Origin of the sequence: Marvinbryantia formatexigens DSM 14469, assembly GCF_025148285.1 — a bacterium.
GTDB lineage: Bacteria > Bacillota > Clostridia > Lachnospirales > Lachnospiraceae > Marvinbryantia > Marvinbryantia formatexigens.
Window position 1 is genome coordinate 1,212,572 of record NZ_CP102268.1, and the last position, 15,402, is coordinate 1,227,973.

General features: G+C 50.0%; 17 protein-coding genes. All 17 read left to right on the plus strand.

Annotated features, from left to right (window positions below):
- The first annotated feature begins 48 nt into the window (after positions 1-48).
- The gene (locus tag NQ534_RS06015) at positions 49-183 is read left to right on the plus strand and encodes a DUF3789 domain-containing protein (protein ID WP_006861308.1); all 135 of its coding nucleotides are present in this window, start codon (positions 49-51) and stop codon (positions 181-183) included.
- On the plus strand, positions 180-1,205 hold the full coding sequence (locus tag NQ534_RS06020) for a DUF5688 family protein (RefSeq protein ID WP_006861309.1): 1,026 nt from the start codon (positions 180-182) through the stop codon (positions 1,203-1,205). The genes NQ534_RS06015 and NQ534_RS06020 overlap by 4 nt, the downstream gene beginning before the upstream one ends.
- 52 nt (positions 1,206-1,257) lie before the next feature.
- Positions 1,258-3,366, plus strand: a complete 2,109-nt coding sequence (locus tag NQ534_RS06025) for a DNA topoisomerase 3 (protein ID WP_040782654.1) — start codon at positions 1,258-1,260, stop codon at positions 3,364-3,366.
- A complete protein-coding gene (locus NQ534_RS06030) occupies positions 3,363-3,734 on the plus strand; it encodes a cysteine-rich VLP protein (protein WP_040782657.1) in 372 nt (123 codons plus the stop codon). The genes NQ534_RS06025 and NQ534_RS06030 overlap by 4 nt, the downstream gene beginning before the upstream one ends.
- Positions 3,735-3,873: 139 nt before the next feature.
- Positions 3,874-4,398 carry a hypothetical protein gene (locus NQ534_RS06035; protein ID WP_006861312.1) on the plus strand — a complete coding sequence of 175 codons (525 nt, stop codon included), beginning with the start codon at positions 3,874-3,876 and terminating at the stop codon, positions 4,396-4,398.
- Positions 4,399-4,448: 50 nt separating this feature from the next.
- Positions 4,449-5,042 carry a hypothetical protein gene (locus tag NQ534_RS06040; RefSeq protein ID WP_006861313.1) on the plus strand — a complete coding sequence of 198 codons (594 nt, stop codon included), beginning with the start codon at positions 4,449-4,451 and terminating at the stop codon, positions 5,040-5,042.
- Positions 5,043-5,055: 13 nt separating this feature from the next.
- Positions 5,056-5,988 carry a DUF4316 domain-containing protein gene (locus tag NQ534_RS06045; protein WP_006861314.1) on the plus strand — a complete coding sequence of 311 codons (933 nt, stop codon included), beginning with the start codon at positions 5,056-5,058 and terminating at the stop codon, positions 5,986-5,988.
- The gene (locus NQ534_RS06050; protein WP_006861315.1) at positions 5,988-6,689 is read left to right on the plus strand and encodes a hypothetical protein; all 702 of its coding nucleotides are present in this window, start codon (positions 5,988-5,990) and stop codon (positions 6,687-6,689) included. The genes NQ534_RS06045 and NQ534_RS06050 overlap by 1 nt, the downstream gene beginning before the upstream one ends.
- Positions 6,686-7,030: a plasmid mobilization protein gene (locus NQ534_RS06055; RefSeq protein ID WP_006861316.1), complete on the plus strand. Its 345-nt coding sequence runs from the start codon at positions 6,686-6,688 to the stop codon at positions 7,028-7,030. Before NQ534_RS06050 ends, NQ534_RS06055 begins: the two co-directional genes overlap by 4 nt.
- Before the next feature lie 91 nt (positions 7,031-7,121).
- The gene (locus tag NQ534_RS06060; protein WP_006861317.1) at positions 7,122-7,412 is read left to right on the plus strand and encodes a CD1845 family protein; all 291 of its coding nucleotides are present in this window, start codon (positions 7,122-7,124) and stop codon (positions 7,410-7,412) included.
- An 89-nt stretch (positions 7,413-7,501) separates the two neighbouring features.
- A complete protein-coding gene (locus tag NQ534_RS06065; protein ID WP_006861318.1) occupies positions 7,502-8,269 on the plus strand; it encodes a DUF3849 domain-containing protein in 768 nt (255 codons plus the stop codon).
- 32 nt (positions 8,270-8,301) lie between these two features.
- Positions 8,302-9,711, plus strand: a complete 1,410-nt coding sequence (locus NQ534_RS06070; protein WP_006861319.1) for a relaxase/mobilization nuclease domain-containing protein — start codon at positions 8,302-8,304, stop codon at positions 9,709-9,711.
- 368 nt (positions 9,712-10,079) lie between these two features.
- Positions 10,080-12,488: an ABC transporter permease gene (locus NQ534_RS06075; RefSeq protein WP_006861321.1), complete on the plus strand. Its 2,409-nt coding sequence runs from the start codon at positions 10,080-10,082 to the stop codon at positions 12,486-12,488.
- Positions 12,489-12,574: 86 nt separating this feature from the next.
- Entirely contained in the window at positions 12,575-13,267 is a 693-nt protein-coding gene (locus NQ534_RS06080; RefSeq protein ID WP_006861322.1) for a response regulator transcription factor, read from the plus strand.
- Positions 13,264-14,295: a sensor histidine kinase gene (locus NQ534_RS06085; protein WP_006861323.1), complete on the plus strand. Its 1,032-nt coding sequence runs from the start codon at positions 13,264-13,266 to the stop codon at positions 14,293-14,295. The genes NQ534_RS06080 and NQ534_RS06085 overlap by 4 nt, the downstream gene beginning before the upstream one ends.
- Before the next feature lie 167 nt (positions 14,296-14,462).
- Complete coding sequence (locus NQ534_RS06090; protein WP_006861324.1) at positions 14,463-14,723, plus strand: hypothetical protein; 261 nt, start codon at positions 14,463-14,465, stop codon at positions 14,721-14,723.
- Positions 14,724-14,728: 5 nt separating this feature from the next.
- Entirely contained in the window at positions 14,729-15,394 is a 666-nt protein-coding gene (locus tag NQ534_RS06095) for an ABC transporter ATP-binding protein (RefSeq protein ID WP_006861325.1), read from the plus strand.
- Positions 15,395-15,402 lie beyond the last annotated feature (8 nt).

The following is a 15,402-nucleotide window of genomic DNA, read 5'->3' on the forward strand; positions in this document are numbered from 1 at the left end:
ACTTTTCGGTGGGCGTTTTTCTTTACCTATTTTTTAGGAGGATTTTTTATGTGGAACATGATTACACACTTTCTTACATTCACCGGGGGAATGTCTGCCGGCGTTGTGCTGATGTGTCTTTTGCAGACGGGAAAGCAGGAAGATGAATGGTTAGAAAACAGGAAACGGGAGGAAAACGAATGAACCAGGAATTTGCAGAAAATATCAAAAACCATATCCGGGAATATCTGCCGGTGGACTATCAGGATGCAAAGATAACCCTTGAAAAAGTCACCAAAGGAAATGACCGGATTCTTACAGGGCTTATCATCCGAAAGGATGATGAAACGGCTGTACCGTCCATTTATCTGGAACACTATGAGGAACAGTTTGGCAAAGGCCGCCCGATGGACGACATTATGAAGGAAATTGCACAGATAAAAATGGAAAACAGCCTGGAACTTCCTATTGATGTGAAAGGACTTCAGGATTATGAAACAGCCAGGCCGCTGCTTGCGATCCGTCTGTGCGACCCGGAAAAGAATCAGGAATATTTGAAAGATAAACCCCATACCGCATGTGGGGAACTGGCGGCAACCTACCGTATTCAGATCATGGAGGACAGCAGCGGAACGGCTTCCGCTGTTGTTACAAATGATATGTTGAATCTTTGGGGAATTACACCAGAGCAGCTTCACCACGATACGGTGTCAGCAGAAAACGCCCGGAATCCTGTCTGTTTATACACAATGGATGATGTGATGTCAGAAATAATGCTGTCCGTAAAGCCTGAGAATCTTTTTGAACAGACGGAACCATTAGAATCTGAAATGATACCTATGTATATCCTGACAAACCAGAATAAAGTAAATGGCGCCGGGGTTCTGGCAAGAGACGGCGTACTGGATAAAATCGGCGAGCTGCTTGGTTCTGATTTTTATGTCCTCCCATCATCGACCCATGAAGTTATCCTTGTGCCGGATAACGGGAATATGCAGACTAAAGAACTGGAGGATATGGTAAAAGAAGTGAATGCTACCCAGGTGCCGCCAGAGGATTTACTTTCTGATAAGGTGCAGTATTATGACCGGGCAGCAAAAACCCTGGGACGAAAACAGGAAAAAGGACTATTGGAACGTCTTTCCGAAAATAAAGCACAGGTACAGGAAAGAGAGGCAAAAGCACCAAAAGAAAGACAGAAAACCAAACAGGAACCGAGCTTATAAGGGGCAGCGGCTATGCTGCCTTTTCTAATTCAAAGAAATGGAGGTTACAGGAATGAAGTTAGTAATTGCGGAAAAGCCCTCCGTCGCCATGTCGCTGGCGGCGGTTCTGGGTGCGAATGAGAAAAAAGACGGCTACATGGAGGGCGGGGGTTATCTGGTAAGCTGGTGCGTGGGACACCTTCTGGAACTGGCGCAGCCGGAGGCTTATGGGGAACGGTATGCCAGATGGCGTTATGGTGATCTGCCGATTCTGCCGGAAACATGGAAATATGAAGTGCCGAAGGATAAGAAAAAGCAGCTTGACCTTCTTTGCCGGCTGATGAAAGACAAACGGGTGGATTCCGTGGTATGCGCTACGGACGCCGGACGGGAGGGCGAACTGATCTTCCGTCTGGTCTATGAACACGCCGGATGTAAGAAACCGATGGAACGTCTCTGGATTTCCAGTATGGAGGATGCGGCAATCCGTGACGGGTTTGAGCACCTGCGTCCTGGCAGCGACTACGATAAGCTCTATGACGCGGCGGTCTGCCGGGCCGGGGCTGACTGGCTGATCGGTATTAACGCCACCCGGCTTTTCTCTGTCCTGTATGGCGTCACGCTGAATGTGGGGCGCGTCATGTCGCCCACGCTGGCCCTTCTGGTACAGCGGGAGGCAGATATTCGGGCATTTACGAGCAAGCCCTTCTATGTGCCGGAGATCACCTGCGGCGGCTTTACTGCCTCTGGGGAAAAGCTGTCCGGGAAAAATGAAGCTGAAAAAATCTGTATGGACTGTGACGGGCAGGGTGCTTTAGTGCTATCCGTGGAGAAGCAGGTCAAGACGGTGCAGCCGCCCCGCCTGTATGACCTGACAACTTTGCAGCGGGAATGTAACCGCATTTATGGCTATACGGCACAGCAGACCCTTGATTATGTGCAATCCCTCTATGAGAAAAAACTGGCGACCTATCCCCGGACGGACAGCCAGTATCTGACTGAGGACATGCAGGCAACCGCCGCCTCCCTGGTTCTCTGGCTGCGGGATTATATGCCCTTTGGAAAAGGCTGCACAGGGGAACCTGATATTGACCGCGTAACGGACGGCAGCAAAGTCACCGACCATCACGCGATTATCCCTACGGTGGAGGTTGCCCGGACGGATTTATCGGAGCTGCCTTCCGGGGAGCGGGATGTACTGACGCTGATTGCCGCAAGGCTGCTTTCTGCCACGGCCCAGGCGCACCGGTTCGAGGCGGTGACGGCGGTCCTGGACTGCCGGGGTAATTCCTTTACAGCAAAAGGGAAAACCGTATTGCAGGCCGGATGGAAGGAAGTGGAACGCCTCTACCGCATGGGATTGAAACAATCCAAACCGGAGGATGACGAGAGTACGGATGCTTCCCTTCCCATGCTGCAGGAGGGGCAGGTTTTTGAAACGGTCTCTGCCAGCGTCCGGGAGGGCAGAACCTCCCCGCCGAAACACTATACGGAGGATTCCCTTCTGGCAGCAATGGAGACCGCCGGAGCCGGGGATATGCCGGAGGATACCGAGCGTAAAGGATTAGGCACCCCGGCCACTCGTGCGGCTACACTGGAAAAACTGGTCTCTGCCGGATTTGTGGATCGGAAAAAAAAGCAGCTTATTCCAACGGAAAAAGGTACGAACCTGATCCTGGTCCTGCCGGACAATATCAAATCGCCTACGCTCACCGCAGAATGGGAATCCATGTTGAAGCAGGTAGAACGCGGCGAGCTGGCTGCAGAATCCTTTATGGGGCAGATTGCGGATATGAGCCGGACGCTGGTAAAGGAACATACCGCCCCGGAGGAACGCTTTTCCGGCCTCTTCCCGGATGCAAAAAGAAACGGAGGTGAGGCTGTCGGCACCTGCCCCCGCTGCGGCGGAACCGTATATGAGGGTAAAAAAGGATTCTTTTGTGATAACCGGGACTGTGCTTTTGCGCTGTGGAAAGACAATAAATTCTTTTCCGGCAAGAAAAAATCCATAACAAAATCCGTGGCGGCGGCCCTTCTGAAAGAGGGCCGCGTTTCCATGTCCGGGCTTTACAGCGAAAAGACGGGAAAGACCTATGACGCGGTGGTGCTGCTGGATGATACGGGCGGAAAATATGTGAATTTCAAGCTGGAATTTCCGGCTAAGAAAGGCAGAAAGAAATGACCGGGCAGCCCTCACGGGAATTAACAAGACAGGAACGGGCAGCAATCCGAAGGCTGGTAACAGACCTTTGCGCTAACCATGACAATCAGGATAGGCTCTGCCTCCCCTTAGACTGCCCCTGTTATATGCTGCAAAAATGGTGGACCGGCTCTTTCTGCCGATACTTCCGGGAGGCGGTGCTGCCGGTGGACCCGGCGCTAGAATCTGCCATTACCGGCGAGGACACTTCCCTGAAACAGAAAACATGCCCGGTTTGTGGGAAAGCCTATCTGCCTACTACCAGCCAGGCGTATTGTTCGGATTCCTGCCGCACCTTTGCCAGACGGAAATCCGAGCGGGAACGCAAGCGCCGGATCAGAAAAAATTAAAGGTAATATGTCCGCAACTTAACCAAAATGAGGCTTGATTTTCAAGGCTTTCGGGACCCGGTTTGAGGGGTGGCTGTATTAGAATACTCTGACGCCCCGAAACAGGTCTAAGTTGCGGACAAATAAACAAACGGGAGGGATGCAGATAGAAAAGACAGCGATTACAAAAGAGCTTATGCGGATTGATACCAGGAGGCAGATGATTGATATACAGCAGATTGATAACCGGCGCTTTATGTATAACCCCAAAACCGGCATATTGGTCTTAGGTTATCAGTATGCAGCTACAAGTACAATGGTTTCCAGCCATGCCAACGAACTGGCCGACGCCGGGATTACAAAAGGCTATGACAATTTTGTCCGGGGCTGGATCGGCACTGGCGGGGACTACCCCAAAGGGGTGATCCACTTTGCCCCCTGTGTAGATAAGAGAAATATCACGCTGTTTGACCGGGCTTTTGACACACTGAAAATGTTTCAGGAAAACGGCGCGCTGGCGGGCACGGTGGTCCGTGGCTTCGGGGAAAACTGGGAGCAGCCGTTATCCGATATTTTTACGGATATGCGGGAACCGGGGCAGAAACCCTCTGTCCGCAGGCAGCTAAAAAAACAGCCGGAGGCAAAAGCCACCCGGCAGAAAACCAATCATCAACAGGAACGATAGGAGGCGATTTTTTGAATATCAATACGATCACAATCGATGACCTGCGGCACATGGAGGGCAAAGACGGCCTGATCTTACAGGGCTGCGGCGGGGATTTGAAGGAATGGGTGGACGGGATCAATGAGATGTTCACCGAAGCGGGCATTTTGAAGGATGGCAGTAAATTTGAGGGTGTTTCCACTTTCCAGTATGGGGAGCTTACCTGTCTGCTCTATCCTTTTGAGAATGTGAAGCTGGACATTGGGAAACTTGCCATGTGGCGATTGCAGACCCATGAAGTCTATGGCGGCACATGGCTGTCGGACTTTGTGCCGAATTATTTAGGCGGTTTTATCGGGGAGCCTTCGCCGGAGCCGGAAAAACCGGATTGTCCGCTGATCGGAGCAGATGGGAACATTTTTAATCTGCTGGGTATTGCTTCCCGTACTTTGCGGGAGCATGGTTTGAAAGAACAGGCAAAAGAAATGTCTGATCGGGTATTTGCTTCCGGCAGTTATGGAGAAGCGCTCTGTATCATTGGCGAATATGTCAACATCACAGATTCCGAACCGGAGCATAAGAATTCTCTCCGTCAGCAGCTAAAAGCAACAAAACCGGCAGACCCGGTAAAAAAGCAACAAACTTCCAAACAGCAGGAACGATAAGGAGGGATGCGGAATGGAAAAGAAACGGACCTATGGTGTATGGGCAGTACGAAGCAGCACTTCTATTTTCGGACCGGCACAAAGCTGGTGCAAGGAAAATGGAAAACCGTTGGAGTTTGATACCAAAGCTGCTGCTGAAAACTATGCAAAGGAAGCCAACGAGCATACGACAGCAAATGTCCGATACTATGTGAAAGAAAAAGAACCGGAGCCCGGTGCTGTTCGGAAAGGAACATCTCAACCGGAGCTGGATGCACGCAGCCATGAAGAAGTGATACCAAGAAATGATGCAGCGGAAAAACAAAATGAGATTCCGGGCAGACAGATTCCTTCTCAAACAGATCCGCTGGTAGAAATCCGCTCTGCGGTTCATAGTAATTACGCGGGTATGGTCGCTATGCTGGGTGCGGACAACCGTGTGTATTTGGGGCATGAGGAACGCTGCCATTACCAGGATATGCAGCCATCTTACTATGACAATCAGGACGGTTCCCTGTGTTTTGTCTGTGATCAGCCCGATATGTATTATTTTCTTTATGGAGAAGGCTGGGCGCATACCCAGGCGGAAATGCTGGAACGAGGACTCACCCTGCACCAGTACGAAGAATTTGCGAGACTGCAAAATGGCGTCCTTGCACAGTTTACCACCCAAAGAGAAATCCTGTTCGCCGGGCAGCCCTTCCAGCCGCCGGAGAGCTATCTGCGTAATGCGGAACTCTACGAGGAAGGACAGACCGGAAACTATAATATGCTGGATGGCCGGCTGAATAATGAGCCGCCGGAACGCCCTGACTTAACGGACGGCCAGACCTATGAGGAAATCCGGGAGCTTGCACCGGAGACTTTGCCGGAGGAAAAACCTTCCCTGATGGAGCGGCTGAAAGCGGAACGCCCGGAGCATGAGGCGAAACAGGCAGCGCCGCCTGTGCCGGAAAGGGAACGCTGATGGGCGCGGTAAAATTTGAGGGCGTGGATGTGCTGGACTTTTTAGGGAAGGTTGTAGAGCTGCACACGCAGCATTATAAGGACGATTTTGATATTGACAAGGAACTGATACAAAATCTTGCGGCTTGCAGAAATGGAGAAAATGAACAGCTTTTATGGATGTCCAGGACCTGCGGCACTTACTGTTTATGGGAAAGGGATGTTTACCTGCAGGACAGCCACGAAAATAAGGTGTGGCGGTTTTACCATGAGCAGACGAAAGATTCTATCCTGGCGTATGCAATCCAACTGGACGGCATACAGGACGGGAAAGTCACCGGCTGTATCTGGCCTCTCGATTATCACGCCCATGTGGAACGGGTCAAGCTGCTGTCCTGTGCGATTGAAAAAGTATCAGTATTGTTCCAGGATGGTACACAGGCGGTATTCCCCTATGATTCCTATATACAGCAGATTAACATGTTTAAGGCAGAGCATGGAACTTCCAAATGTGTGACCTGGCTGCCGGAAAGTGAGCGGGAATTACAAACAATCCTGCGGCGGGAGCACGTTAAGCGGGATTACCATGCAAAGCCCGGTGATATTCAGGAATATATGGATAGCCTGAAAAAGAGCACACTGCGGGGGAAACTGAAAGAGGTGCAGGCGGTAGCCGCTTTCACCCGGAAACCGCCTTCCCATAAAAAGGAGCCTGAACGATGAAGGCCGGGCATAACAAAAAATCCGTCCGTGTCGAATTTGTCATGTCCGAACCGGAGGCCGAACTGGTAAAAGAACGCATGGCGGAACTTGGCATTACCAACCTCTCCGCATATCTGCGCAAGATGGCGGTGGACGGTTATATCATCCATCTGGATATGAGCGACATTCAGGAAATGATACGGCTCCTTCGCATTTGCTCCAATAACCTGAACCAGTACACCCGGCGTGCCAATGAGACCGGCAGTATTTACGCTGCCGACGTGGACGATCTGCGCACACGCCTGGACAGTTTATGGGATGGCATGGATAAGCTGCTGCGGGGATTTGCGAACATTTCGTAAACAGGAAAAAAACGCCGTTGCTTTCCGGCAACCGGCACGGTAGAATTTTGATAGAGGGACAATATGTTTCTCTTTGAAAGGAGGCGGGCGTATGCGTCTGATTGGTAAATTACTGGCACTTCCCTTTGTACTGGTTACGGGGATTCTCTATCTGGTGTGTAAATTCCTGGTGGTCGTTTCCGGCGCTGTGCTGGGGATTCTATCGGGGATCGTATTTCTGGCGGCGCTGGCGCTGTTCTTTGCAGCCGGGTTCTGGCCGGGGCTTTCATGGCTGGTGATCGCGTTCCTGATCAGCCCCTACGGTCTGCCAATGGCGGCGGCCTGGCTGGTGGGGATCATCGGAGGCGCAAACAGCGCGTTAAAGGATTTCGTATTTGGTTAAACAGTTTCGGCGGGGCTCATTGGCAGCCCCGCCCTTTTTCTATAATTATGGCTGTCTGCTATGGCAGCTTTTTGATTGGAGGGATTTGATTGAAAGATACAACGCCAATTTATTTTCATTCTGCCACCTATGCGCATGAGCATGGGGAGCTGGATCAGTACCGTGCTTCCCACAAGGCAAACATTGCGTGTAAAGAGGCAATCGAACAGGCCATTGCGGACAACTACCGGGATAACCGTTTAGGCCCCGCATGTGTGCAGCAGGTCTTACAACAATTTGATCCTGGCCGGATTTTCTATGTCCTTGCCAACACGGTCCGGCAGAAAGAACATGACGGGCGAATTTCCCGTGATAACAAAGCCTGGGCGCAGACAATCCCGGTCTGTGAAGATAAGGACGGTTTCGGATATGACAGGAATGTTTCCTTTGTGGTAGACCGTAGCCATCCAGGACTAATGGATTTATTTCTTACCCAAGCCAGAGACATTGCAAAGGAGGATTTCAAGATGAATCAAGAGTTTACGAGCCGTAACCAAGTGGAGTTTATACGTCAGACCTACCCACCGAATACCCGGATTTTGTTGCAGCATATGGATGATCCCTATGCCCCGGTGCCCGCTGGCACCCGTGGAACTGTCAAGTATGTGGATGACATAGGCCAGATTGGGGTTGCCTGGGACAATGGACGCAGCCTTTCACTGATTCCCGGTATGGACACATATCGGAAACTGACCCAACAGGAGCTTACTCAGGAACAAGGTGAAAAGCCTTCCATACATGACAGTCTGGGCAAACATGCCGGGCAGCAGGCGGCTCACAGCGACAAACCGAAAATGAAAAAAGAACAGACACGATAACAGAGCCGGTTTTACAGTAAGGGGGTGATGGGATGGCGACCACACGGCTCATGCCGCTGCATGTCGGTAAAGGCCGGGATGTTTCCACGGCGATTGCAGACATCATTGACTACGTAGAGAATCCGCAGAAAACCGATTTTGGAAAATTCATTTATGGTTATGAGTGTGACACCCGAACCGCCGATGCGGAGTTTCTTTTATCCAAACGGCAGTATGCGAACCTGACCGGACGTAACCGGGGCGCGGATGATGTGATTGCCTACCATCTCCGGCAGGCGTTCAAGCCCGGCGAGGTCACGCCAGAAGAAGCGAACCAGATCGGGCGGGAGCTGGCACTAAAACTGACGAAGGAAAACCATGCTTTTGTTGTCTGCACCCATGTGGATAAACACCATGTCCATAACCACATCATCATAAATTCTACCACGCTGGACTGTCAGAAAAAATTCCGCAACTTCTGGGGTTCCACCTGGGCGATCCGGCGCATGAATGACAAGCTGTGCCTGGAGCATGGGCTTTCCATTGTAGAGAATCCGAAGCCCAGCCGCAACCACTACGGCACATGGATGGGAAGTCAGAAACAGCCTTCCCATCAGGAGCAGCTACGCTGGGCCATCGATGCTGCCCTGGAGGAAAAGCCGAAGGACTTTGAAGAACTTTTGAAGAAGCTGGAGGCGGCCGGGATCGAAGTCAACCGGGAGCGGAAGTACCTCCGTTTTCGCCTGTCACCGGAAGATAGATATACCCGGTGTGATACGCTAAAGGGCGACTATACCGAGCAGGCCATCAGAGAACGGATCGCCGGCATCCGGACGGTGAAACCGCGCCGTATCTCTCCCCAAAAGCCAGTTTCCAAAGTCGGACTGCTGGTGGACATTGAGGCGGCGGTCCGTTCCGGCAAAGGGCCGGGGTATGAACGCTGGGCGAAGGTGTTCAACTTAAAGCAGCTTTCCCAGGCGGTAATCTATCTCAAAGAGCATGGCGATATGAGCTATGAGGATTTGCAGAAAAAATCAGATGCCGCTACCGCCAGCTTCAATGCGCTGTCGGTACAGATCAAGGAACTGGAATCACAGATGGCCGCCAACGGGGAGCTGCAGAAACAGATCGTAAATTATGCCAAGACGCGGGCGGCCTATGTGGAGTACCGGAAAGCCGGGTACAGCAAAAAATTCCGTGCGGTGCATGAGACGGAAATCCTTCTGCACCAGGCGGCGAAGAAACACTTTGACGAGGTTGGGATTACAAAGCTGCCCTCCGTCAAATCTCTGCGTGAGGAATATGCCGGACTTCTGGAACAGAAACGGAAAGCCTATTCTTCTTACAAACAGGCCAGAGCCGATATGAAGGAGCTTTATAATATCCGGGCAAATGTGGAGCATTTGCTGGACATTCCTACCGGACGGGAACCGCAGAAGGAATCGCAGAAGTCGCGGCAATAGTTTTCCTTCTGCTTTCGGTTTTCAGCGTTCCAACGGAACGCGCAGCCATCACCGCAGGTGATGATCTCAGGGGTTTGGGGATATGTCACCAACAAGCATTTTGGCAGGAATACCGGAAACGGATTCCTGCCAAAATACGCAATCTTACGGAAGATTGCATTGCTTGCCAGTAGTTTTAAGAGTCTTTGGCAGAGGATCTGTTTACAGTTGCCGCATTGATAAACCTTTGATAACTGCCTATAATAGAGTTATTATTTTGAACTGCTATAACAGAGAAATGCAAAAAATTAAAATTTTCCGCCCGTTGTAACATTTCGCGGACATTTGGGGTTTACAATGGCCTTATCAAATATGGAGGTGATACAACTATGACATGGCCTTTTGAGAATGACACCAGCGCCATTGTAAAAAAATTAGCAGACCGAAGCATGAAAGCGGATAAAAGACGCAATGCGTTTATTATCATAACGATTGCTTTTGCAGTTAGTTTGATGATGGTATTAGCACTATATAATCTCGGAACAGACCGTGAAAATAGGCTTTATCTGCAAGGACGCTACCAGAGCAGCTTTATTAACAGTACCAGTGCCGTCTTTGAAAAACTGGAACATAACAACCAGATTGAAGCAGTCGGCAAAGAGGCTGCAATGGGAACGAGCCGTATCAATGACTACACTTTGGATGTGTATTACAGAGATCAAAATGCACTTGAACTAAAAGGCGTTACTGACTTGCTGGGAAAAATGCCGGAGGCAGAAAATGAAATCATTGTGGAACAGTCCTATTTGGAGCATTTAGGGCTGCCGGTTCAACTGGATCAAACCGTTACACTGGATATGCCTTTTGGAGAAAATCAGACATATCATGTTTGCGGCATTATTCAAAGCAGTAATGCGTCCCGTATTTATCAAGTCATTGTATCGGATGGCTTATATAGCCGGTATGGAAAAGCAAACTGTTACGATCTTTTGGTTCGCGTGAAAAATACCGAAAATATGGACAGCGAAACTTTGAAACTGCTGATAAACGAAATTGCGGAACAAAGCGGTGTACCTGAACAGTATGTTATGTATAGCTCTACCTACTTTGGATTGGCAGAAGAAAAATCCACGCAGGAGCTATTGGTGATTATCGGAGCAAGCAGTTTAATTGTACTGGCCTGTTCTTTGGTTATTTACAGCCTGTTCTACATTTCTGTTATCGGGAAAACACATGAATATGGCAGACTGCGTGTGCTGGGGGCTACATCGGTTCAGATCAAGCGTATCGTGCGAAAAGAAAGTTTTTTGTTATCCTGTGCTGCAATTCCTATCGGCGTTGTATTGGGAAGTGTTTTGGGCTATTGTTTCGTCCCGGACGGCTGGCATTGGATGACTACACTGGAATGTGCCGTTGTGATTGCCCTTGTTACAGAAATTGCCTTAAAAATTGCTGTCCATACCCCTGTAAAGAAAGCCTCTATGGTATCGCCTATTGAGGCGCTGCGAATCAATACGACTGATACACCGGCGACAGAAAAAACGCGGATCGAACATCGAAAAATCACGCCATCTTCGCTTGCCCGAATGAGCTTTGCCCGGAACAAGAAAAAAGCTATACTAACCATATTGTCTTTGGGATTTGCCGGAGTTTTACTGATGTGTGCCGCCACCTACCTTAATTCAACTGATGTAGAAAGCATGGCAAAACAGCAATTTGCAAATGGCGACATTGTACTTTCCCTTGATCCCGCCAACACAAATGCGGAAGATCGCCCCGCCGGGATCAATGCACTTCAAACAAAAAATCCATTGGATGAAGTTTTGGAAGAAACGATTTCAGATATGGATGGCGTAAAGAATATTGAATTTATACAGGGCTGTGTTTCAAATATGGAATTTCCCACTCCTTTCAAGGATGGTAACAGCCATTTCTTTACCCAAATTGGAATCCCCGAAAATCAGTACGAGGCCTTTTCACAAGGACTAATTGAGGGAACCGCAGACCGCCAGAAACTTATCAATGGAAAAGGAGTTATCGTTGATAATTCCGCCAAGCTGTTAAGCGACTATTATAATTACACTCCTCAAATTGGCGATATAGTCAAAGTGGAAACAGCGGATGGACAATGGGAAGAATTTACTGTAATGGGGATTGGGAAAGCTCCTAATCTCGGTGGGGATTCAGCTTCTTTCTATTTTCCGCAGGAACTCTTACCTATGATGAAAGAAAATGTTTCCAACTTCAACATAACCTGCATTGTAGATGTGGAAAGAGATCAGCTTACAGAAGTTGAGAATAAGATTTTCCAGTTGGCGGAAAATCGTGGAGGTATAGAAGTTTTCAGTATCAGCGATATTATTACTTATCTGCAAGAGGAAATGGATAACATAAAAATGCCGTTATACGGATTGGTATTTTTCATTGCTGTTTTTGGGCTAATCAGCCTTATCAACACGCTAATGACAAACATTATATCAAGACAGCAGGAATTTGGTATTTTACAGTCTGTGGGATTGAGCAGTAAGCAATTCTCCAAAATGCTGCAAACAGAATGTTTCTATTATGTTTCTGGTACGGCTATTCTAACTTTAACGATTGGAACTTTAACAGGATTTGTACTTTGCAAAGTTTTCAATCAGGTTGGGACATTCGGGACATTGACTTATCATTTTCCAGTTTTAGAAATAAGCATATATTTTGTAGCGCTTTTCTTCATACTGGCAGCTTACTCCGTTTTCTCTGTACGATATAGCAAAAGACATCCTGTGATCGAGCGCATTAAAACAATGGAGTAAATTTTCCTTTATCAGAAAATTGTGTTTTCTGCAACTAAGGACATTTGCCTGTTATACTATCTGCAAAAAGCAAAGGAAGTGAGGATATGAAGCAGATTTTAATTGTCGAGGACGACAGTTTTTTGAATAAGATGTTAGACTATAACCTGACCGCAGACGGCTACGGCGTGACTTCTGCCCTAAATGCCAGAACCGCAGCCGACGCCATCCGCCAGCGGGAATTTGATTTAGTGCTGCTGGACATCAACCTGCCGGACGGGAACGGTTTTGAGCTGTGCAAGCTGATAAAGCCCCAGCACCCGGACACCATCGTAATATTCCTGACCGCCAACGATCAGGAGAGCGACCAGATACGGGGCTATGAGGTGGGTGCGGTGGACTACATCACAAAGCCTTTTGTGATTGGGGCCTTGCAGCGGAAAATCAAAGCCATGTTCGCCATGCTGGAACACCACAAACCGGCCAAGGACATTTACGACGACGGGCGGCTGTTTCTGGACTTCTCGGAGCAGACGGCTTCCTTAAATGGCAAGCCCCTGACCCTATCCCCGATGGAGTACAAAATGCTGAACCTGTTCCGCAAAAATCCCCGGCAAGTGCTGACCCGTGGGCAGCTTTTGGAAAAGCTGTGGGATATAGACGAAAGGTTTGTGGACGAACACACCCTGACAACCTCCATCAGCCGGATTCGCAGCAAGATCGAAGCCGACGGCGGCGCGCCCTACATCAAGACCGTTTACGGCATGGGCTATCAATGGACGGGAGGCGAGGCAAAATGAAGTTTCAAAACCTCTCGGTAAAGCGGCTGTTTGGCCGGGTGGCAATAGGGCTTGTCCTCTCCATGTCCGGGATTACCATAGCCCTGTTTCTTGTGACAAAACAGATTGCGGTGCTGCTGACGGGCGGGGCGCTGCTGCTGTGCGCCCTTGTGGGGATTTTTGTACTGACGCAGGCGTTTGGAAAGCGGCTGTCGCAGTTTACCGCTGACCTGTGCCAGACTTTAGACCACATGATCGCTGGGAATGAAGCGCCCCAGCGCCCAGAGGACAGCGAAACCCAGCTTGCCAGAATCGGACACCGGCTGGCAAGGCTTTACCAGATCATGCAGGAGAACCGCCGCCGGGTGGACGAGGAACGGCAGGAGTTACAGACCCTTGTATCGGATATTTCCCATCAGGTGAAAACGCCGGTAAGCAATCTGAAAATGGCGACGGACACCCTGCTGGAAAAGCCTATGACCGAGGCGGAGCGCACCGACTTTATCCGGGGAATCCGCAGCCAGACGGATAAGCTGGACTTTCTCTTTCAGGCCCTTGTGAAAACCTCCCGTCTGGAAACAGGCGTGATCCAGTTGGACAAGAAGCTGAGCCGCCTCTTTGATACCGTGGCGCAGGCCATGAGTGGGATCGTGTATGCAGCGGAGAAAAAGGAAATCGCCGTGTCTGTGGACTGCCCGGAGGATTTGACCGTTTCCCATGACAGCAAGTGGACATCCGAAGCCCTCTTTAACTTGTTGGACAATGCGGTGAAGTACACCCCGGCGGGCGGGAAAATCGCTGTGTCGGTGGTGCTGTGGGAAATGTATGTGGAGATCAAAGTGACCGACACCGGCAAGGGCATTTCCGAAAGCAATCAGGCTGCCATCTTCCGGCGCTTCTATCGTGAGGAAGAAGTACACGAACAGCAGGGCGTGGGCATTGGCCTGTATCTGGCCCGCGAGATTGTAACGCGGCAGGGCGGCTATATCAAAGTGGTTTCGGAGCCGGGCAAGGGTTCAGAATTTTCCATTATGCTGCCTACAAAATAGAACGCGGCGGACGGCCATTTCCGGCTGCCCGCCGTAAATTTTTTTGAAATGTCCGAGCGTTGTAACATTTCACCCCGATTTTCAATGAAATTTTTTGGCCGCTGTAACATTTCGCGGACATTTGGGTTTTACAATGACCTTATCAACAAAAGTGAGGAGGCGACGCAATGGAACTGACCCCTACCTTGATTTTGAATTTGGCGCTGCTGATCGTCCCGCCCGTTACCCTTGTGCTGGTGTTCCGGCAATGGCTGGCCCGGCACATCCGCTGGACAGTTGCCTTGACTGCCCTCTGGGATGTTCTCCTGTTTTGGGATGAACTGTTTTACTATGAGAGCTTCGGCCTGTTCGCTGTGCTGATTCTGGTACAGTTGGCGGCCACCGGCGCAGCAGCGTTCCGCTTTTACAACAAACAAAGAAAGGATTGAATTTTATGAGCATTTTACAGACTATCGACCTGAAAAAGTATTACGGTACAGAGCCGAACATTACCCGCGCCCTTGACGGCGTGAACTTCTCCGTAAATGACGGCGAATTTGTGGCCGTTGTGGGAACCTCCGGCAGCGGCAAGTCTACCCTGCTTCACATGATGGGCGGGCTGGACACCCCTACTTCCGGCAATGTGATTGTCCGGGACAAAGAGCTGTCGAAAATGAACGACGAACAGCTCACCATCTTCCGCCGCCGCAACATCGGCTTTATCTTCCAGAACTATAACCTTGTTCCGATCCTGAATGTGTATGAGAACATTGTCCTGCCGGTGGAGCTGGACGGGGACACGGTGGATCAGAAGTTTTTGGACGAGATCGTTTACCTGCTGGGGCTGGAAGATAAACTGAAAAATATGCCGAACAATCTTTCCGGCGGACAGCAGCAGCGTGTGGCGATTGCCCGCGCCCTGATTACCAAACCGGCTATCGTGCTGGCCGACGAACCGACCGGCAACCTTGACAGCAAGACCAGTGCCGAGGTGCTGGGGCTTATCAAGCGCACCAGTGCGGAGTTCCGGCAAACTGTCGTGATGATTACCCACAACAACGACATTGCCCGCCTTGCAGATCGGATTGTCCGCATTGAGGACGGCAAGATTGTGGAGTAAGGAGGTGG

Bases quoted from the DNA above. Each gene is read 5' to 3' on its own strand.
- NQ534_RS06085 (WP_006861323.1), top strand. From the start codon at position 13,264: ATGAAGTTTCAAAACCTCTCGGTAAAGCGGCTGTTTGGCCGGGTGGCA.
- NQ534_RS06090 (WP_006861324.1), top strand. From the start codon at position 14,463: ATGGAACTGACCCCTACCTTGATTTTGAATTTGGCGCTGCTGATCGTC.
- NQ534_RS06040 (WP_006861313.1), top strand. From the start codon at position 4,449: ATGGAGGGCAAAGACGGCCTGATCTTACAGGGCTGCGGCGGGGATTTG.
- NQ534_RS06045 (WP_006861314.1), top strand. From the start codon at position 5,056: ATGGAAAAGAAACGGACCTATGGTGTATGGGCAGTACGAAGCAGCACT.
- NQ534_RS06080 (WP_006861322.1), top strand. From the start codon at position 12,575: ATGAAGCAGATTTTAATTGTCGAGGACGACAGTTTTTTGAATAAGATG.
- NQ534_RS06030 (WP_040782657.1), top strand. From the start codon at position 3,363: ATGACCGGGCAGCCCTCACGGGAATTAACAAGACAGGAACGGGCAGCA.
- NQ534_RS06070 (WP_006861319.1), top strand. From the start codon at position 8,302: ATGGCGACCACACGGCTCATGCCGCTGCATGTCGGTAAAGGCCGGGAT.
- NQ534_RS06050 (WP_006861315.1), top strand. From the start codon at position 5,988: ATGGGCGCGGTAAAATTTGAGGGCGTGGATGTGCTGGACTTTTTAGGG.
- NQ534_RS06020 (WP_006861309.1), top strand. From the start codon at position 180: ATGAACCAGGAATTTGCAGAAAATATCAAAAACCATATCCGGGAATAT.
- NQ534_RS06075 (WP_006861321.1), top strand. From the start codon at position 10,080: ATGACATGGCCTTTTGAGAATGACACCAGCGCCATTGTAAAAAAATTA.
- NQ534_RS06055 (WP_006861316.1), top strand. From the start codon at position 6,686: ATGAAGGCCGGGCATAACAAAAAATCCGTCCGTGTCGAATTTGTCATG.
- NQ534_RS06095 (WP_006861325.1), top strand. From the start codon at position 14,729: ATGAGCATTTTACAGACTATCGACCTGAAAAAGTATTACGGTACAGAG.
- NQ534_RS06015 (WP_006861308.1), top strand. From the start codon at position 49: ATGTGGAACATGATTACACACTTTCTTACATTCACCGGGGGAATGTCT.
- NQ534_RS06025 (WP_040782654.1), top strand. From the start codon at position 1,258: ATGAAGTTAGTAATTGCGGAAAAGCCCTCCGTCGCCATGTCGCTGGCG.
- NQ534_RS06060 (WP_006861317.1), top strand. From the start codon at position 7,122: ATGCGTCTGATTGGTAAATTACTGGCACTTCCCTTTGTACTGGTTACG.
- NQ534_RS06035 (WP_006861312.1), top strand. From the start codon at position 3,874: ATGCAGATAGAAAAGACAGCGATTACAAAAGAGCTTATGCGGATTGAT.